Source organism: Lentzea sp. NPDC004789 (genome assembly GCF_053601075.1).
Window position 1 is genome coordinate 131,984 of sequence record NZ_JBSGBE010000019.1, and the last position, 19,274, is coordinate 151,257.

The following is a 19,274-nucleotide window of genomic DNA, read 5'->3' on the forward strand; positions in this document are numbered from 1 at the left end:
TGACACATCATCCACGTTCGGGCAGGGTGGATGACACTTCAACCAAATCGACCAACCGAAGGACTGGCCACCATGACCACCGCCACCAACCTCTCCGAACTGACCGGCGCCTACGTCATCGACGCCTCGCACTCCCGCATCGGCTTCGTCGCACGTCACGCGATGGTCACCAAGGTCCGCGGTGCGTTCAACGAGTTCGACGGCAAGATCGACATCGACGGTGACAAGCCGGAGAACACCACCGCCGAGGTGACCCTGAAGGTCGCCAGCATCGACACCCGCAACGCGCAGCGCGACGGTCACCTGACCACCAACGACTTCCTGGACGTCGAGAACTTCCCGGAGATCACGTTCGTCTCCACCGCCGCGAAGCAGCTCGACGACGACAACTTCGAGATCACCGGTGACCTGACCATCAAGGGCGTCACCAAGAGCGTCTCCATCCCGTTCGCCTTCGAGGGCGTGGCCGTCGACCCGTTCGGCAACACCCGCGTGGGCTTCGAGGGCTCGCACACCATCAACCGCAAGGACTACGGCGTGACCTGGAACGCCGCGCTGGAGACCGGCGGCGTCCTGGTGAGCGAGAAGGTCGTCCTCGAGTTCGAGATCTCGGCGATCAAGCAGGCCTGACCACGGCCACGGGGCACGGGGCGTGGTGGATCAGGGCCTGCGAGGTAGACCCGAGCAGCATCCCGGCGAATCCGCCACGTCCCCGCGAGCCCACCACGAGCAGCCCCGCCCGTTGCCCCAGCTCCAGCAGCAACGGGATCGGCCGCTCCCCCACCACGAGTTGTTCCACCGCGACGTCCGGGTACTTCTCCAGCCACCCGGACATTCGCGTGTTCAGCAGCGACGACCGCTCGTCGAGGTGCGCCATCGCCGCCACCAGCCGCACCCCGGACGCCGCCGCCTCGTCGAACGCGAAGCCGACGGCCGGGTCCGACTCCGGCGAGAGATCGACACCCACCACTACGGGCCCGTCGTGGTTGCCCCGCACCACCACCACGGGACTCTCACCGTGCATCGACAGGGCGACCGCCGTTGAGCCGACCAACGCTCCGGTGAACCCGCCCAGGCCGTGCGATCCCACCACGACTTCCCGCGCGCGTGCGGACTCCGCGAGCAACACGGGCGTGGGGTGTTCCATGCGCAGGTCGTGCTCCACGGGCACATCAGGTGCTTCGGACCGTGCGACGGCAACGGCCTGAGACAGCCACATCCGCCCTTGGTCGTACATCGCCGACCGCAGCTCACGTGCCGATGAGATGACTTCGGGATACCCCCGCGTGGGCAGCGTGTACGCGTGCACCAGCCGCAACGGCGCGTCGTGCAATTTGCACGTTCGCGCGGCCCACGCCACCGCTGCGAGCGCGGACGAGGACCCGTCGACACCGACCACCACAGGCAGTGCGCTCATGATCCCAAACTAGGCCCGATCGTCGTAGTGAGCCGCGTGCCGATGGTCCCCTTCTCGCAGGGTCTTTGGGCTACCGTGTCACAAATGGCGACGCGTGTTTTCCTCGTCGACGATCACGAAATCGTCCGCCGCGGCATCGCGGACCTGCTCGGCGAGGAGTCCGACCTCGAAGTGGTGGGCGACGCCGCGTCGGTCGCGGAGGCCCTGGCGAAGGTGCCGGGAGCCCAGGCCGACGTGGCGGTGCTCGACATCAGGCTCCCCGACGGCAACGGCATCGAGCTGTGCCGCGAACTGCGCAGCCGCATCCCGGGCCTGCAGTGCCTGATGCTGACGAGCTTCGCCGACGACGAGGCGCTGTTCGACGCGATCATGGCCGGCGCGTCCGGATTCGTGCTCAAGCAGATCCTGGGCGCCGACCTGGTGAACGCGGTCCGCACCGTCGCGGCGGGACAGTCGCTGCTCGACGCCCGCACGACTTCGGCTCTGCTGAACCGGATCCGGCGCGAACGCGAGGAGGGCGACCCGCTGCGCATGCTCAGCGAGCAGGAGCGCACGGTGCTCGACCTGATCGGCGAGGGCCTGACGAACCGGCAGATCGCCGAGCGGATGTTCCTCGCGGAGAAGACGGTCAAGAACTACGTCTCGCACCTGCTGGCGAAGCTCGGCATGCAGCGCCGCACGCAGGCCGCCGTGTTCGCCTCGCAGTTCCGCAAGGACGGCGAGAAGCCCCGCCAGGCCTGACAGGTCTACGTGACCGGGAGCGGCACGCGCCACACCACGCAGGCGCCGCCGCCCTCGGTCGCTCGCACCGCGAACGTGCCGCCGAACTGCTCGGCACGGCGGGCGAGGTTGCGCAGGCCGCTGCGCGAGGCTTCGGGCGGGATGCCGACTCCGTTGTCCTGCACCGTGATCACGACGTCCTCGCCGGCGTCGATCAGCACGGTGAGCTCGGTCGCCTCGGCGTGCCGCACGGTGTTGGTGACGGCCTCGCGCACCACCGCCTCGACGTGTTCGGCGAGTTCGGGTGGCACGGAGTTGTCGACGGTGCCGGACATCCGGACCGCGGGTGACAGGTGGGTCGCCTCGGTCAGGCCGGCCACGAGGTCCAGGAGCCTGCGGCGCAGTGAGGTGTTGTCCGTGGAGTGCAGGTCGAAGATGGACGTGCGGATCTCGCGGACGGTCTCGTCGAGCTGTTCCACGGCGGTCTGCAGGCGGGCGGCGATCTCCGGTTCGGTGATGCGCCGCATGGTCGCCTGCAGGGTCAGGCCCGTCACGAACAGCCGCTGGATGACGTGGTCGTGCAGGTCGCGGGCGATCCGGTCGCGGTCTTCCAGCACGTCCAGCAGGCGCTGGGAGCGTTGCTGCTCGGCGAACTCCAGTGCGACGGCCGCCTGGTCCGCGAAGGACGCGAGCACCGGCACCTGGTCGGGCAGGAAGCGGGTCTCGCCGCCCTTGCGCAGCACCACGAGCGCGCCGGTGACCGCCGGGCCCGACCTCAGCGGCACCGCCAGCGCGGACCCGAACGCCGTGCCGAGGTCGTCCACGAGCAGCGGCACGCCGGAGCGGATCACCTCGTCGACCGCGTAGTCGGCGGAGTCGAAGTCGTCGATGCGCATGCCCGCGCTCGCGGCCACGGACAGCGGTGTGTCCTCGCCGTCGCCGAGCACGACCAGGGCCGCGTCGGCGGACGCCAGCTCGACGGTGCGCTGGGTGATGAGGCGCAGGGCGTACTCGCCGGACGCGCCGCCGAGCAGTTCTGAGTTGACCTCGCCGATCGCCTCCAGCCACCGCTCGCGCATCCGGGACCGTTCGAACAGCCTGGCGTTCTCGATCGCGATGCCGGCGGCCGCGGCCAGTGCCTGCAGCACGGCCTCGTCGTCGGCGGTGAACTCGGCGGCGTCGATCTTCTCGGTCATGTAGAGGTTGCCGAACACCTCGTCGCGCACGCGCACGGGCACGCCCAGGAAGCTGTGCATCGGCGGGTGGTTGGGCGGGAAGCCGACCGACATGTCGTGCTGGGCCAGGTCGCGCAGCCGCAGCGGCGTCGGGTCCTTGATCAGCAACCCCAGCAGGCCCTTGCCCTCGGGCAGGTGGCCCATCGTGGCGCGCGTTTCCTCGTCCACGCCCACGTAGACGAACTCGGACAAATCGTCCCGCGTGCCGAGGACGCCGAGGGCTCCGTAACGGGCACCGACGAGGTCGACCGCCGCCTGGACGATGCGCTGCAGCGTCGAATCGAGCTCCAGCCCGGACGCGACGGCGAGAACGGCGCCGAGCAGCTCCTGCATGTGGTCACGCGTGGTCACGATCTCATCCATGCGGTCTCGGACCTCGTCGAGCAGCTCGTCGAGGCCTCGGCGACCGGGCACGTCAGACACGCCGACTAGATTCGCACACTTTCGCCCATCGCACGGCCCTGTCCGCCCATCGCACGGCCCTATCAAGAGAGGACCTTCGACCGTGGCCGAGCCGACGCCCCTGACCTGACAGTGTGAGCATGACGATCGCCGTGCCCGACTCACTCGGACTCGCGGGTGAGGACGTGCGCGGCGTCCTCGCGCTCGCGAGAGCCGCCGCGCCCGGCGTGCGGTTCGAGGTGCGTCCCGAGCAGATCGAGCTGCACACCACCACGCCGCACAGCAGGGAAACGCGGGTCGCGTGCGGGGTCGCGCTGCTCAACGTCCGGCTGGCGCTGCAGGGCCACGGCATCCGTCCACTGGTGACGCTGCTGCCCGGTCCGAGCGCCAACGACGCCGCCGCGGCCGTGCGGCTCGGCGGCTATCAGGAGCCCAGCCCGGACGTGCTGGCGTTGCTCCACGCGCTGCGCACGAACCGTCGCACGTGGACGACGTTCCCCGAGCTCGCCTCCTGGCGCGGCCTGTTGTCCCGCGCGGCCGAGGTGGAACGCGCGTGGCTGCACCTGGCCGGCGGGACCGAGCTGGTGCTGTGCACGTTCAACCAGGGTGCCGCGGCGGAAATCCGTGCGGGACAGGCGATGCAGCGCGTCGTGCTGACCGCCGGGACGGTGGGGATCGCCGTCTCCCCCGCACTGGACCCGATCAGCCTGTCCGCGTTGCGCGCGGATCTGCGCCCGTGCCTGGGCAACACGCTGGTGCCGCAGATGGTCCTGCGGCTGGGCGCGGGATAGGCCGTGCCCGTCCCACGGCGCGCGGGGGTCATGTGACTCGCGGCGCGGGACGGGCCGGCATCCCTCTACCCGGGGGCTCTACGTGGTGATGAACTTCGTCGGGTCGGCGACCGGGGACTCGACGACCAGGTCCTTGTACTCGTCCTCGATGCCCTTGTTGTGGATCTGGATCGCCAGCGGTGCCTCGCGGCCGGCCGGTTCCTTCTTGTCCTCGAACTTCAGGACTTCCGTCGCCTTGCACTTGGTCGCGCCGTCGGGCAACGGGCAGCACGCCATGCGCGCGACCCCGGTGTCACCGTTGGCGAGGATCTCGCACTGCGCCCACTTCTTCACGTCGATGTTCGGGTGCGGGTACTTCGTGAAGAGCTTGCCGCCACCGTTGTTGTGGCCCACCCGGTAGTCCCACGCGCCACCGTTCGGCGGCTGGAACTGGATGGCGCCGAGGCCGTTGAGCGGAGGCGTGGCGATCTTGCCCCAGATCAGCACGGTCGGCTTGTGGTTGCCGGAGATCTGGCGCACCTTGAAGATCCAGCGGAAGCTCTTGTACTGCTGCTTGTTGTAGTAGATCCAGCCGCGCGTGGTGTCCTTCTTGCTGGCGATCGCGCCGTCCTTCACGACGAACGCGTCCTTGGCGTGCATGGTCCAGCCGTCGAGCGTCTTGCCGTCGAAGATGGGCACCAGCACGGGATCCGCGGCCTGCGCCGGGGTCGTTCCCGCGACGAGCGCCAGCACGAAGGCAGCGACTATCCACAATGGACGACGAAACATCTTTTACCGTCCTCGGCTCCGAGGTGTTCGGCAGCGACGGTGCAACCCACGTTAGAACCGAGACATCGGAGCAGTCAACGGAAACCGGTGTTTCTGAAAACGGACAAACCCTACCGGGCCATCACCGCCCTCCACAGCAACCTGGCCAGCTCGGGGTGGCAGATGTCGTTGTGCGCACCGGCGATCCCGTCGATGCGGCGGATCACCGACGAGCAGTCGACGTTGTGCACCTGCCCCCTGGTGAGTTCGCCAGGAGACCCGATGTTGTGCCCGTGGGCGTAGGTGCCCTGCACGCCGTGCGCCCCGATGGCGCCGTACTTCGGGTACTCGTCGAGGTCGACCTGGCGGCCCGACCGCGCGGCCAGCGGGTAGAACCGGCCGATCGCGTAGTCGTGCGCGGAGGTCGTGACGATGATCGGGCCCGGCACGCGGGCGAGCACGCCGCGGAAGTAGCCGGAGCCGGGTTCGCCGGGCAGCCGTTCCGCGAACGACCACAGCGACATCGCGCCCTGCACCAGGGTCAGCGTCGCGGCCGGCACCACGTTCGCCATCGCGGTGGCGGTGATGCAGCCGAAGCTGTGACCCATCAGGTGGATGCGCGCGTTCGGGGCGGCCTGCGCGACCTCGCGGGCGATGCGGGCCGCGCCGCTCTCACCGAACACCTTGGCGCGCCGCTTCATCTTCCAGAACGTCAGGATCCGCAACGGCGACAGGATCCCGCCCAGCGCCGGGTCCTCCAGGCACGCGCGGTAGAGCTGCTCGGCGTCGAACGGCATCCCGTCCTCGCCGGGCAGGTCCGGGACCGAGCTCTCCAGGTAGTCGTAGGCCTGCTTGACGGCGGCCGACATCCGGCACGGGTGCTGCCGCGCGGCTTCGACGATCGTGCGCACCGCGGCGGTGCGCCCCGCTCCACCGCCGAGGCGTTGCGCGGAGGCCTTGATGAACTCGTCGGACCGCACGTCCTCGTCGCCCCACGCCTTCGAGGGCCAGTGCAGGCCCACGAGCAACGACTTGAAGCCGCCCGGAAGCCCGTGCGCCGCTTCACGTTCCGCACGGCAGTCGGCCATCGTCCTGATCCACTGCCCGTACTGCTCACGGGCGGCGGGGACGTCGCCGTTCCACCCGTGGATGAAGAAGAACACGTCGGTGACACCGCGCCGGGCGTCCCACAGGACGTCCGCGCTCTGGCGCCCCCGCTCGTTGCCGGTCTCGTCGAAGCAGACGAGGTGATAGCTGATGTCGTGACCTGGCACGGATTCTCGGGACATCGCGGATCACCACCACACACAATGCGCGCCCTACTGTTCTCCGGTTATCGGAACTCCAGCGGCTCATGTGTAGCTTCGGCGATCAGGAAAACCCGTTCGGACCAGGGGATTCACCCCGATTGCGCCGGTAGTGGCGTGCCGCGCGGACCCTGTTGCCACATGCCGGCGAACACCACTCGCGGCGCGGGTGGTCCTTCACGAAGTACAGCACGCAGCCCGGCGCATGACAGGCGCGCAACGACGACCGGCCCGCCCCGGTGAACAGGTCCACCGCCTCCGCGGCGATCGAGGCGAGCGCCTGGCGGGCGGGCGAACCCTCGCTCTCGTTGTCCCGCAACAGTTCCCCGTCCCGCACGGTCAGCTGCGGCCACTGCGGCGCGCTCCTCGCCGCGCGGTTCACCTCGGCCACCGCGCGCCCCAGGTCACGATCCCGCGCGATCGCACGCGTGTCCTCGGTGAGCACGCCGGCGAGGTCCCGCAGTGCCTGCCGCAGCGCGCGAAAGGCCTCCAGGTCGTCCTGACCGACCGGCACGCCCAGGAAGTCGCGGAGTCCACCGACCGTGATCAGGTCGTCGTTCACCCGCGACCGATTGGCCCAGATGGTGTTCATCAGCAGGACCGGACGGGGTTCGTCGGGCGTCAGCACGTCTAACGGTAACACAGGCTTGCATTCGTTAGACAATCGTTCTAACGTTTGCAGCGTCGCCCAACCGTTGGAAGGACCTCCCGTGACCCTCGTGCCCCCGTTCGACGCCGACACGGCCCGGGAGAAGGTGCGGGCCGCCCAGGACGCCTGGAACACCCGCGACCCGCACCGCGTGGCCGCCGCCTACACGCCGGACTCGGTGTGGCGCAACAGGTCCGAGTTCGTCCGGGGCACCGATGAGATCGTCGCGTTCCTGACGCGGAAGTGGCAGCGCGAGCACGAGTACGTGCTGCGGAAGTCGCTCTGGGCCTTCGGGGACGACCGCATCGCCGTGCGCTTCCAGTACGAGTGGCACGACGACGAGGGCCAGTGGTGGCGCAGCTACGGCAACGAGAACTGGGAGTTCGCACCGTCCGGCCTGATGAGCCGGCGCGAGGCGAGCATCAACGACATCAGGATCGCGGCAGCGGACCGCCGCGTCGACCCGGACTCGACCTACGAGATCCCGACGGAGTAGCGAGATGCACGTCGAAGCGTTGTGGCGCTACCCGGTGAAGTCGCTCGGCGGCGAACCGCTCCAGGAAGCCGACTTCACGAGCGACGGCGTGGCGGGCGACCGGCTCGTCCACGTCCAGGGGCCGCGCGGGGTGCTGACCGGGCGCACGCGGTACGGCCTGCTCACCATCCCCGCCTCCACCGGCCCGGACGGCCCGCTGGTGGACGGGCATCCGTGGGACAGCTGGGAGGCCCACACGCGCGTGCTCCCGTTCGGCGGCCGGCTCACCCGCTACACCGGACCGGAACGCTTCGACGTGCTCAACGTCCTGGTGGCCACCGACGGTCAGGTGGAGGCGGCCGGGATCGACGTGCGGCGGCTGCGGCCCAACATCCTCATCGGCGGTGTCGAGCCCGGCGAGGAGGAGGGCTGGCCCGGCCACGCGCTGGTGGCCGGCGACGTCGTGATCGGCATGTTCAAGCAGCGCGCCCGGTGCGTCGTCACGACGATCGATCCCGACACCGGGGCGCAGGACCTCGACGTGCACCGGCGGATCCGGCACGAGTTCGGCGGCGTGCTGTGCCTGGACAGCTGGGTGATCCGGCCGGGCACGATCGAGGTCGGCGATCCCGTCGAGGTGGTGCCGACCGACGAACTGCCCGGCCACATCGGCGGGTGGATCGTCGGCCGGCCGTATGCCGTCTAGATGTTGCGGCGGTACTGGCCGCCCACCTCGAAGAAGGCCTCGGTGATCTGGCCGAGCGTGCACACGCGTGCGGCGTCCATCAGCACGGCGAACACGTTCTCGTTCGTCTGCGCCACCTCACGCAGCCGCGCGAGCGCCTTCTGCGCCTCGTCGCGGTGCGCCGCCTGGAACGCACGCGTGCGCTCGACCTGGGACTGCTTCTCCTCTTCCGTGGCGCGGGCGAGCTCGATCTTCACGTGCTCCCGCTCCCCGCCCTCGGGCAGGAAGGTGTTGACGCCGACCAACGGCAGCGAGCCGTCGTGCTTGCGCTGCTCGTAGAGCATCGACTCGTCCTGGATGCGGCCGCGCTGGTAGCCGGTCTCCATCGCGCCGAGCACGCCGCCGCGTTCGGAGAGGCGGTCGAACTCCATCAGCACGGCCTCTTCGACCAGGTCGGTCAGCTCGTCGATGACGAACGAGCCCTGCAACGGGTTCTCGTTCGCGGACAGGCCCCACTCCTTGTTGATGATCATCTGGATGGCCATCGCGCGGCGGACGGACGACTCCGTGGGAGTGGTGATCGCCTCGTCGTAAGCGTTGGTGTGCAAGGAGTTGCAGTTGTCGTACAGGGCGCACAACGCCTGCAGTGTCGTGCGGATGTCGTTGAAGTCCATCTCCTGCGCGTGCAGCGAACGACCCGAGGTCTGCACGTGGTACTTGAACTTCTGCGAACGCTCCGCGGCGCCGTAGCGGTCGCGCATGGCCACGGCCCAGATCCGGCGCGCCACACGGCCGATGACGCTGTACTCGGCGTCCATGCCGTTGGAGAAGAAGAACGACAGGTTCGGCGCGAAGTCGTCGATGTGCATGCCGCGCGCCAGGTACGACTCGACGTAGGTGAACCCGTTGGCCAAGGTGAAGGCCAGCTGCGAGATGGGGTTCGCCCCGGCCTCGGCGATGTGGTAGCCGGAGATCGACACCGAGTAGAAGTTGCGCACCTGCTGCTGGATGAACCACTCCTGGATGTCCGCCATCATGCGCAGCGAGAACTCCGTGGAGAAGATGCAGGTGTTCTGGCCCTGGTCCTCCTTGAGGATGTCGGCCTGGACCGTGCCGCGGACGTTCGAGAGCGCGTACGCCCGCAGCCGCTCGTACTCGGAGGCGTCCGGCTCGCGGCCGTGCTCCGCGCGGAACCCGTCGACCTGCTGGTCGATCACCGTGTTGAGGAAGTACGCGAGGATCGTCGGCGCCGGGCCGTTGATCGTCATCGACACGGACGTGGTCGGCGCGACCAGGTCGAAGCCGTCGTACAGGGCCTTCATGTCGTCCAGCGACGCGATCGAGACACCGGACGTGCCGATCTTGCCGTAGACGTCCGGCGGGGTGTCGGGGTCGCGGCCGTAGAGCGTCACCGAGTCGAACGCGGTCGACAGGCGGGTGGCCGGACTGCCCTTCGACAGGTACTTGAAGCGGCGGTTGGTGCGGAACGCGTCACCCTCGCCCGCGAACATGCGCGCCGGGTCCTCGCCCTCGCGCTTGAACGGGAAGACGCCTGCGGTGTACGGGAAGAAGCCCGGCAGGTTCTCCTTGCGCAGGAACCGCAGCAGCGAGCCCTCGTCGTCGTAGCGCGGCAGGCTGACCCGGCGGACCTGGTTGCCGGACAACGTCTCCCGCGTGAGCCTGGTGTGGATCTCCTTGTCCCGCACCTTGAACACGAGCTCGTCGCCGGAGTACTGCTCGCGGGTCCTCGGCCACTCGGCGAGCAGCTCCTGCGTCTCGCGGTCGACCTTGCGCTCGGCGTCGGCGGCCAGTTCCGCGATGTCCGCGACGCCCTTGCCCGCCGCTTCCAACGCCTTCTGCGCGCCGGTCAGCTGGGTGTGCGCGCGGACCGCCTCGACCTGCTCGTCGGTCTTGCGGTGGTAGCCGCGCACGGTGTCGGCGATGTCGCTGAGGTAGCGGGCGCGAGACGCCGGCACGATCGTGGACGCCGACGTGGACGTCTTGCCGTTGACGGGCGCGAGAGAGCCTTCCTCAACGGCCAGCCCGTGCTCCACGAGCCCATCGCGCAGGAACTGGTAGAGCGCGGTCACGCCGTCGTCGTTGAACGTCGCGGCGGACGTGCCGAACACCGGCATGTCCTCCCACTTGGCGCCGAACGCCTCGCGGTTGCGCACCATCTGCCGTGCCACGTCACGACGCGCGTCCTCGGCACCGCGCCGCTCGAACTTGTTGATCGCCACGGCGTCGGCGTAGTCGAGCATGTCGATCTTCTCCAGCTGCGACGCGGCACCGAACTCCGGCGTCATCACGTACAGCGAGAAGTCCACGAACGGCACAATGGCCGCGTCACCCTGACCGATACCGGGCGTCTCGACGATGACCAGGTCCGCACCGGATGCCTTGCACGCCACGATGGCCTGCTCCAGCCCGTCCGGGATCTCGCTGCCCGCACGACGCGTGGCCAGCGAACGGAAGAACACGCGGTCGCCGTCGAGGCAGTTCATCCGGATCCGGTCGCCGAGCAGCGCGCCGCCACCGCGGCGCCGCGTCGGGTCGACGGCCAGGACCGCGATGCGCAGCTTGTCCTGCTGGTCGAGCCGGAACCGGCGCACCAGCTCGTCGGTCAGCGACGACTTGCCGGACCCACCGGTGCCCGTGATACCCAGGACCGGCACCTTGCGCGTGGTCTCCAGCGGCTCGGCGGTACCGGCCTCGATGTGCGTGATCGCCCGCGCCAGCGCCTCGTCCGCGCCGGTGAGCAACGCGTCGTGGCTGAACGGTGCGGTGAGCGCGTGGTCGCACTCCTCGATCATCAGGTTGATCATGCGGGCCAGCCCGAGCGTCTGCCCGTCCTGCGGCGAGAAGATCCGCGCGACCCCGCGGGAGTGCAGCAGCTCGATCTCCTCGGGGACGATGACGCCGCCACCGCCGCCGTAGACGCGGATGTGCCCGGCGCCGCGTTCGTTCAGCAGCTCCACGAGGTACGAGAAGTACTCGACGTGCCCACCCTGGTAGGCGCTGATGGCGACGCCCTGCACGTCCTCCTGGATCGCGGCGTCGACGACCTCAGCCACCGACCGGTTGTGGCCGAGGTGGATGACCTCCGCACCCTGCGACTGCAGGATCCGCCGCATGATGTTGATCGCCGCGTCGTGCCCGTCGAACAGGCTGGACGCCGTCACGAAGCGCACCGGGTTCACCGGCTTGTGCAAGGTGGTGGCCATGAGAATAGTCTGACTTCCTACTATTGGACGTGCAACCGAGCGTGGCCCAGGTCTCTGGATCGAACAGGAACCGCCCGCTCGGGTCTTGGGACGCAGAACCGACCGTACGGCCGAAAGCGCGGCCGAGGCACCGCGACACACCAGGCCGGCCATCGTCGAACGCGCGCGATTCGCCACCGCGCCGCACCGCCCGGACAACGGTGCCACTATTCCATTTTCCCGAGAAAACGAAACCGCGCCGATCCGGACAATGCACGCCACTAACTTTTTAGCTAAACATACCAACGGTACGAATGTTTACCCGCAGGCGCGCCTGGTGGCGACACATGTCACCTGACACAGTGCATCGAACGAACAGGGGCGAAAGTCCTGAAACGTCGACCAAAGGATCAAACCCCCACCCGTCCGAACCAGCTTCGAGGGGCATCCCACCTGCCTATACGTTACGCCGTTCGGGTCCTAACGTTGCTCCATGCCTTTGCTCGGTATCGCACGAATTGAGGTACCGGCCGCCGGGCTTCTCGGCATATCTTTTCTCTCGCGCCGACCAGGGGAGGTCAAATACGCGCACCCGTCGAACCGTCGCCCGATGACGGCACCACCGCCACGACGGGATTCACTCCGCCACGTCCAACCGAACTCTGCGCACGTCAGGTGTCCTTCTCGGCCGGTTTGCCGAGAAGGTGGTACCCACGCGTGCCCAAATGCCCGATGAATCAGCTTTCCGGGGAGGGAAGGCATCATGGCGACATCACGCAGGAAGTGGCTCGCATCCGTCCTCGCCGCGCTGGTCGCGGTGGCTCTGACCACCGTCTCAGCACCGGCGGGAGCAACCGGGCGAGGTGACCGATCCGCGTCTGGTGAGCGGCACAGACACGAGTTCATCCGCGGTGAGGTGGCCCGGCCGCAGCCGCCGGCGCCGCCGCGGCTGACGGCGGTGAACGGACCGGTCAACCCGACCGCGAGCGTGTCACCGGCGGCGGCCGCGGACCGGGTGGCGCTGCGGCCGCTCGTGATCGCCCTCGACTCGGCCGACTTCGGCCTGTCGACCTGGAAGGCCGTGCTCGACCGCATCGGCACGCCGTACGACGTGCTGACCGCGAGCACCGAGCAGCTCACCGCCGGGCGGCTGCTGCGGCCCGACGGCAGCGGCCGGTACAGCGCGGTGCTGCTCACCGACAACGCGCTGCTGCAGCCCGACGGCTCCGGCGGCTACGTCAGCGCCTTCGACGCGGCGGAGTGGCAGGCGCTCTGGGCCTACGAGCGCACCTACCGGGTGCGGCAGGTCTCGCTCTACACCTCGTGGGGCACCTTCCCCGAGGACTACTGCCTGCGGCCCGGGCTGGAGGGCAGCGTCGGCGCCACCGGGCTGGAGGCCGCGCTGACCCCCGCCGGACGGGGTTTCTTCGACCGCCTGAACCCCGCCGCGACCGTGCCCATCACCTTCTCCTACGTGTACCGGTCCACGCTCGCGCCCGGATGCGCGGCGCAGCCCGTGCTGACGGCGGACAACTACGTCCTCGGCGTGCTCAGCACCTCCGCCGACGGACGTGAGCGGGCCGCGTTGACGTTCTCCTCCAACGAGTTCCTGCCGCAGACCGACATGCTCGGCTACGGCCTCGTGCGCTGGGCGACCCGCGGCGTGTTCGCGGGCGAGCTGCGGCACTGGATCAACGCCGACGTCGACGACTGGTTCAACAGCGGCGACCACCTGTACCCGGACGGCCACCTGGAGACTGATCCCGGCTTCCGGTTGAGCGGGCCCGAGGCAGCGGCGGTCAACGCGCAGCAGAACGCGTTGCGCTCCGGCTACCCCACCGCCGCGGGCTTCACCCTGAACCTGCCCTACAACGGGGGCGACCTGACCCCGGCCGCACCGTCGCAGTGCTCGGCCACCGGCACGCCGGACGCGCTCACCAGCTATTCGAAGTGCCTCGCCGGCAGCTTCCGGTGGGTCAACCACACGCTGACGCATCCCGAGATGAACTCCACCGACTACGCCACCAACCGGCGGGAGATCCAGAACAACCTCACGATCGGCAGGCAGGCCGGGCTGACCGTGCCCACCGAGGTGCTCAAGACCCCCGCCTATTCCGGGCTGGGCGTGTACAACCCGGACCCGAACGCACCGGACACCGATCCTCCGACCGACTTCGGGCTGTCGGCGTCCAACCCCGCCCTGCTGTCCGCCGCCTGGGACTCGGGTGTCCGCTACCTGCACGGCAACATGTCCTTCGCGAGCCACCGGCCGTCGTGCTTCAACTGCGGCGTGCACCATCCGCTGCGGCCGGGGCTGCTGATCGTGCCGGACTGGCCCACCAACATCGGCTACCAGGTGACCACGCCGGCCGAGGAAACCCTGCTGTACAACAGCCTCTACGGCCCGAAGGGCCGGTTCCCCTACTACGACCACGACCTGAGCTATCCCGAGCTGCTGAGCTACGAGTCCGAGGTCGCGCTGCAGCACGTGATGAGCGGGTCGGCGTACAGCCACACGCTGCACCAGAACAACCTGCACCAGTTCTCCTCCGGCCGCAGCCTGACGTTCGACCTGCTGCGCACGGTCGTCGACCGCTACAGCGCACGGTTCGCGGTGCCGCTGCGCAACCCCGACTGGCCCGCCCTCGCACGCTACGTCGAGGCGCGCACCAGCCACTTCGCCGAGCTCCGCGCCGGTGGGGACGCGGTGTGGGACAAGAGCACCAACACCGTCAGCCGCACCAGCGCCACGACCGGTTCGCTGTTCCTCACCGGCGTGACGCACCCGGCGGGCACCGTCGACCGCTACGGCGCCGACACCATCACCCGCCTGCCGATTACCGCCGGCACCACCGTCGTCGCCACGGCGGTGCCCAGGCCATGACGGTCAAGCTGGTCGCTCCCCTGCTGGCCGCGATCGCGCTCGTCATCACCACGATCACGGTGCTCAGCCCGCCCGGCCCCGGCCCGGCGGGCGGGGCGCCCGAGCAGGAGAGCCCCGTGCCGTACCCGTTGCCCGCCAAGCGGTTCGTGCCCGTGCGCGCGGACCGGCCACCGGCGGGCGGCGGGCGGCGCGGCGACCTCGTGGCGTTGCGGCAGCTGGTGATCGCGACCGGCGAGGACGACTTCGGCCTGGCCACCTGGCGGTCGGTGCTGGACACCATCGGCACGCCCTACGACGTGCTGAAGGCCGGTGCCGAACCGCTGACGCCGGACCGGCTGGTCCGGCCGGACGGCACGGGCCGCTACAACGCGGTGCTGCTGACCAACGGCGCACTGCTGCACGCCAAGCCGGACGGGGACTACGCGAGCGCGTTCGACCAGGGACAGTGGGAGGTCCTCTGGGACTACGAACGTGCTTACGGCGTCCGGCAGGTGTCGCTGAACACCACCCCCGGCACCGAGCCGGAGGACCACTGCCTGCGGGCGGGTGGCGAGGGGGAGGTCGGCGGCACGGGGGTCGGGATGGCGCTGTCACCCGACGGCAGCGCCGTCTTCGACCACCTCAGACCGGACGCGCGCATTCCGCTCACCCGGTCGTACGTGAACTGGGCGAGGCTCGCACCCGGCTGCGCGGCGCAGCCGCTGCTGACCGCCGGTGACGCGGTGGTCGGGGTGAAGAGCAGGTCGGCGGACGGCAGGGAACGCCTCGCGCTGACGTTCTCGATCGGACCGGAGGACGTGGCCACGCTGCTGCTCGGTCCCGGGCTCGTCCGCTGGGCCACCCGCGGGGTGCTGCTCGGCGAGCAGCGGCACTGGTTCACCGTCGACGTCGACGACTGGTTCAACTCGACCGCCCGCAAACGGGTCGACGGCGTCACCGACATGTACCGGCTCAGCGGCGCCGACGCCAAGGCCACGAGTGCGCAGCAACGCGACCTCCGCACGCGATATCCGGTGGCCTCGGACTTCACGCTCACGTTGCCCTACAACGGAAGCAGGTTCAGGTCGGACGACACGCTCAGCACCACCTCCCAGGAGCTGGTGCGGGAGTTCCGCTGGGTCAACCACACCGCGACCCACCCGCAGATGAACCACACGCCCTACGACGTCAACCGCAACGAGATCGCCGAGAACCTCGCGATCGCCGCGGAGGCGGGCCTGCCCGTGCCGGCCGAGGTGCTCAAGACCCCGGAGTACTCGGGACTCGGCGTGTACACACCGGACCCGAACTCGACCGACACGCCGACCGACTTCGGGCTGAAGGGGTCGAACCAGGCGATGCTCGACGCCGCGCACGACCTCGGCGTGAAGTACGTGCAGGGCAACATGTCCTTCGCCGGTCATCGCCCGAAGTGCGTCAACTGCGGGGTGTACCACCCGTTGCGGCCCGAGGTGCTGGTCGTGCCGGACTGGCCGACCAACATCGCCTTCGAGGCCACCACACCCGAGGAGCAGACCGCGCTCTACAACGAGCAGTACGGCCGGGCCGGCAAGGCCGCCGACCACCTCGACCACGACCTGACCTACGAGCAGGCCACCGACGCCGAGGCCGAGGTCGCGGTGCGCCACCTGATGAGGGGATCGGTGTACGCGCACACGCTGCACCAGGGCAACCTGCGGGAGTACGCGCCGGGCCGGTCCCTCACGTTCGACTGGGCCACCGCCGCGGTGGCGAAGTACGCGGCGCTGTACCGGGTTCCGCTGCTCTGCCCGGACTGGCTCACGCTGGCCAGGTACGTGGAGGCCAGGACCGCCCACTTCACCGAGCTCGCGTCCGGGCAGGACGCGGTGTGGGACCGCGGCACCGGCGCGATCACCTACGTGCCGGGCACGGGCGGCACGCTGTTCCTCACCGGGGTGCAGCAACGTCCGGCGACCGAGGCCGACCGGTCGAGCGCCGACGAGAGCGACACCTACGGCGCGGACACCGTGGCACGGGTCGGCCTGACCAAGGGGCAGACCGTGGTGCTGAAGGCGAGTCCACGGCCATGACCGCACTCGACGTCGCCCTCGTCTCCGAAGGGTGTTACCCGTTCCACCCCGGCGGGGTGAGCCTGTGGTGCGACCAGCTGATCCGCGGCATGCCCGACTTCCGGTTCACCACCGTCGCGCTGACCGTGGACGGCACCGAGCGGCCGTGGTGGCCCTCCCCCGCCAACCTCGCCGAGGTGGTGACCATGCCGTTGTGGGGCAGACGGCCCCGGCGGGCGCGACGCAGGCCCGCCGGGTTCGCGCAGGCGCACGAGGACTTCCTGAGGTCGTTCCTGCCGTACACCGACAGCAGTCCCGAGGCGTTGCTGTCGGCGTTGCACCGGATCTTCGTGCTGGCCCAGACGTCGGACGTGGGCGCGGCGCTGATGTCGGACGACTCGGTGGACAGGCTGATCCGCGCGGTGGGCGACTGCGGTGAGGGGCCGATCTCGTTGCGGGACGCGGTGCTCGCGACCGAGCTGCTCGAACACTCGCTGCGGCCGTTGTCGTACCCGCCGATCAACGTCGACGTGTGCCATCTGGCGATGAACGGGCTGAGCGCGTTGGTCGGCATGGCGGGCAAGTGGGCTCACGGCACACCCATGATGATGTCCGAACACGGCGTCTACCTGCGCGAACGGTATCTCGGCGCGGTCGGCGAGTCGCTGGCACTGCCGGCCAAGGTGGTGATGCTGAGCTTCCACCGCGCACTCGCGGGTGCGGCCTACCGGGCGTGCGACATGCTCACCCCGCACTCGGACTACAACCGGCGCTGGCAGCTGCACAGCGGTGCGGACGCGAGTCGCATGTGGACGATGTACAACGGCATCGACCCGGCGAAGTTCCCGGTGGCGCAGGGAGAACCGGACGTGCCGACGATCGTGTTCGTCGGCCGGATCGACCCGCTGAAGGACCTGCACACGTTGATCAGGGCGTTCGGCGAGGTCCGCCGCGCACTGCCGCAGGCACGCCTGCGGGTGTTCGGCCCGGTCCCCGAGGCCAACAAGGGCTACCACGCGAGCTGCGTGCGGTTGATGGACCAGCTCGGGCTGACCGGCAGCGCGGCGTTCGAGGGACTGGTGCCCAGCCAGGTGGACGCCTACCACGCCGGCCACATCGTCGCGCTGACCAGTGTGTCGGAAGGGTTTCCGTTCACCGTCGTCGAGGCGATGTCGACCGGGCGGCCGCCGGTCTGCACCGACGTCGGCGGGGTCAGCGAGGCCGTCGCCGACGCGGGCCTGGTGGTGCCGCCACGAGACCACGAGGCCGTCGCGCGGGCGTGCGTCAGGTTGCTCACCGACAACGGGTTGCGGCGCCGGCTCGGTGGCCTGGCGAGGCAACGGGTGGTCGAGCGGTTCACGGTGCAGCGGTGGAACGACAGCTACCGCGAGAGATATGCGGAGCTGACCCGATGATCCTCGACGAGCTGGTGACCCGCGTCGCCGGGCAGCTGCCCGACCCGGTGGACGAGCTGCAGGTGGCAGCACTGCTGGAGAGCCAGGGCGTCACCGACCAGGTCGCGGTCGACACCTACGGGCGCGCGGACGTGTTCGCGCTCGGGCGGGAGGTGTTCGAACGGCTGCCGCGCGGCAGCGTCGAGGCCGAGCGCGAACCCCGGCGGAGCAGCTGGCCGCACGCCGTGCGCGGACCGTTGTACCTCGCGCCGACGACCGTGTTCCCGGCCGTGGCGGACGTGCTCGGCGGTCCGGAGGCCGTGCGGGCCATGGTGGTCGCCACCGCGGTGAGCTGGGTGTGGGGCTCGGGCGCGAGCGCGGTGGCCCACCAGCTGCTGGCCAGGGGTGCCGGTGCCACGGCGGCCCGGCTGGCGCGGTGGCTCGGGCTGGCCGGGGTGGTGATCGCGGTCGTCGTCACGTTGGCGTCCGGCTGGCAGTCCGCGCTGTTCGTGCTGGCGCTGGCGGGTCTGCAGTTCTCGATCGGCGTGTTGCTGTTGCACCACAAGGAGATCGTCCTCGTCACCGCAGTGTTGCCGGCGAGCGCGGGCGGGGTGATCCACCTGGTGTGGGAGGCCACCGGGATCGCACTGGCGCTCGGCGGTGCCACCGTGCTGCTCGCCGCGGCCGGTGCGTGGCGGGCCGGTCGTGACGCGCGCGATGCCGACGGCGTGCGGCTGCCCAGGGCGGGCACGCTGCTGGCCGCCGCGCTGCCCGCTGCCGTGTACGCGGCGTTGTGCGCGACTTTGTTGCTGTACACGGATTCCCGCTACGTGCTGAGTGCGCTCGACCTGGCCGTGGCCGCCGCGCCACTGGTGCTCGGCATGGGGGTGGTCGAGTGGCGCGCGCAGCGGTTCTTCGAGCAGGCGTCGGACGAGCTGCGCCGTCGCGCGGTACCGGCGGAGTTCCGGAAAGCGTTGTGGCACCTGCTGTTGCGAGAGCTCGGCGGGTGCCTGGTGGCACTCGGTTCCGCCGCCGTCGTGCTGCTCGTGGTGCTGCGGGCCGCGGACGTGCTCACCCTGCCGGGCGCGCTGCTCGTCGACGGGCACGTGCTGCTCGGCGGCGCGTTCTTCCTGGGGTTCGTGCTCGTCCGGACCGGGGGCGCGGTGACGGCACCGCTGATCCTGGCCGTGGTGCTGCTCGGCGACGTCGTGGCCGGGCTCGCCGCCGACCCGGTGCCGATCTTCCTGCTCAGCACCGCCGCGTTGTCGTTGTTTCTGCTCGTGGCGCTCCGCGGGAGCGTCGGACAGGTTCGCCACTACCGATGAGGAAGTGATC

At 69.7% G+C, this 19,274-nt stretch carries 15 protein-coding genes; 9 read left to right on the plus strand and 6 right to left on the minus strand.

Annotated elements, in window-relative coordinates; all coding sequences use genetic code 11:
• Positions 1–72: 72 nt before the first annotated feature.
• Positions 73–630, plus strand: a complete 558-nt coding sequence (locus ACWEIJ_RS34980) for a YceI family protein (RefSeq protein WP_449841528.1) — start codon at positions 73–75, stop codon at positions 628–630.
• Here the strand turns inward: ACWEIJ_RS34980 and ACWEIJ_RS34985 are convergent.
• Entirely contained in the window at positions 617–1,417 is an 801-nt protein-coding gene (locus ACWEIJ_RS34985) for a universal stress protein (protein WP_449841529.1), read from the minus strand. The genes ACWEIJ_RS34980 and ACWEIJ_RS34985 overlap by 14 nt on opposite strands.
• Before the next feature lie 84 nt (positions 1,418–1,501).
• Between ACWEIJ_RS34985 and ACWEIJ_RS34990 the strand changes: the two genes are divergently transcribed.
• Complete coding sequence (locus ACWEIJ_RS34990) at positions 1,502–2,158, plus strand: response regulator transcription factor (protein ID WP_449841530.1); 657 nt, start codon at positions 1,502–1,504, stop codon at positions 2,156–2,158.
• A 5-nt stretch (positions 2,159–2,163) separates the two neighbouring features.
• Here the strand turns inward: ACWEIJ_RS34990 and ACWEIJ_RS34995 are convergent, their stop codons facing one another.
• Positions 2,164–3,735, minus strand: coding sequence for a GAF domain-containing sensor histidine kinase (locus ACWEIJ_RS34995; protein ID WP_449841587.1), 1,572 nt, complete (start codon positions 3,733–3,735; stop codon positions 2,164–2,166).
• 179 nt (positions 3,736–3,914) lie between these two features.
• On the opposite strand from ACWEIJ_RS34995, the gene ACWEIJ_RS35000 reads away from it, so the two are divergent.
• A complete protein-coding gene (locus ACWEIJ_RS35000) occupies positions 3,915–4,565 on the plus strand; it encodes a hypothetical protein (RefSeq protein WP_449841531.1) in 651 nt (216 codons plus the stop codon).
• A gap of 78 nt (positions 4,566–4,643) precedes the next feature.
• Here ACWEIJ_RS35000 and ACWEIJ_RS35005 read toward each other — a convergent pair whose 3' ends face one another.
• From ACWEIJ_RS35005 to ACWEIJ_RS35015, 3 genes are all read right to left on the minus strand, one after another.
• Positions 4,644–5,318 carry a family 16 glycoside hydrolase gene (locus tag ACWEIJ_RS35005; RefSeq protein ID WP_449841532.1) on the minus strand — a complete coding sequence of 225 codons (675 nt, stop codon included), beginning with the start codon at positions 5,316–5,318 and terminating at the stop codon, positions 4,644–4,646.
• 125 nt (positions 5,319–5,443) lie between these two features.
• Positions 5,444–6,601 carry a hypothetical protein gene (locus ACWEIJ_RS35010; protein ID WP_449841533.1) on the minus strand — a complete coding sequence of 386 codons (1,158 nt, stop codon included), beginning with the start codon at positions 6,599–6,601 and terminating at the stop codon, positions 5,444–5,446.
• An 82-nt stretch (positions 6,602–6,683) separates the two neighbouring features.
• A complete protein-coding gene (locus ACWEIJ_RS35015) occupies positions 6,684–7,247 on the minus strand; it encodes a CGNR zinc finger domain-containing protein (RefSeq protein WP_449841534.1) in 564 nt (187 codons plus the stop codon).
• An 82-nt stretch (positions 7,248–7,329) separates the two neighbouring features.
• Here ACWEIJ_RS35015 and ACWEIJ_RS35020 point away from each other — a divergent pair, with 82 nt between their 5' ends.
• Positions 7,330–7,764 carry a nuclear transport factor 2 family protein gene (locus ACWEIJ_RS35020; RefSeq protein WP_449841535.1) on the plus strand — a complete coding sequence of 145 codons (435 nt, stop codon included), beginning with the start codon at positions 7,330–7,332 and terminating at the stop codon, positions 7,762–7,764.
• Positions 7,765–7,768: 4 nt separating this feature from the next.
• Positions 7,769–8,449, plus strand: a complete 681-nt coding sequence (locus ACWEIJ_RS35025) for an MOSC domain-containing protein (RefSeq protein WP_449841536.1) — start codon at positions 7,769–7,771, stop codon at positions 8,447–8,449.
• Here ACWEIJ_RS35025 and icmF read toward each other — a convergent pair.
• On the minus strand, positions 8,446–11,652 hold the full coding sequence (icmF, locus tag ACWEIJ_RS35030) for a fused isobutyryl-CoA mutase/GTPase IcmF (RefSeq protein ID WP_449841537.1): 3,207 nt from the start codon (positions 11,650–11,652) through the stop codon (positions 8,446–8,448). The genes ACWEIJ_RS35025 and icmF overlap by 4 nt on opposite strands.
• A 742-nt stretch (positions 11,653–12,394) precedes the next feature.
• Here icmF and ACWEIJ_RS35035 point away from each other — a divergent pair.
• Genes ACWEIJ_RS35035 through ACWEIJ_RS35050 form a run of 4 tightly spaced genes read left to right on the plus strand, consistent with a single transcriptional unit; the run spans position 12,395 to position 19,264 of the window.
• Positions 12,395–14,515 carry an Agd3-related carbohydrate-binding protein gene (locus ACWEIJ_RS35035; protein ID WP_449841538.1) on the plus strand — a complete coding sequence of 707 codons (2,121 nt, stop codon included), beginning with the start codon at positions 12,395–12,397 and terminating at the stop codon, positions 14,513–14,515.
• Entirely contained in the window at positions 14,512–16,566 is a 2,055-nt protein-coding gene (locus tag ACWEIJ_RS35040; RefSeq protein WP_449841539.1) for an Agd3-related carbohydrate-binding protein, read from the plus strand. Before ACWEIJ_RS35035 ends, ACWEIJ_RS35040 begins: the two co-directional genes overlap by 4 nt.
• A complete protein-coding gene (gene pelF / locus ACWEIJ_RS35045) occupies positions 16,563–17,960 on the plus strand; it encodes a GT4 family glycosyltransferase PelF (protein WP_449841540.1) in 1,398 nt (465 codons plus the stop codon). Before ACWEIJ_RS35040 ends, pelF begins: the two co-directional genes overlap by 4 nt.
• Positions 17,957–19,264, plus strand: coding sequence for a hypothetical protein (locus ACWEIJ_RS35050; protein WP_449841541.1), 1,308 nt, complete (start codon positions 17,957–17,959; stop codon positions 19,262–19,264). The genes pelF and ACWEIJ_RS35050 overlap by 4 nt, the downstream gene beginning before the upstream one ends.
• Positions 19,265–19,274 lie beyond the last annotated feature (10 nt).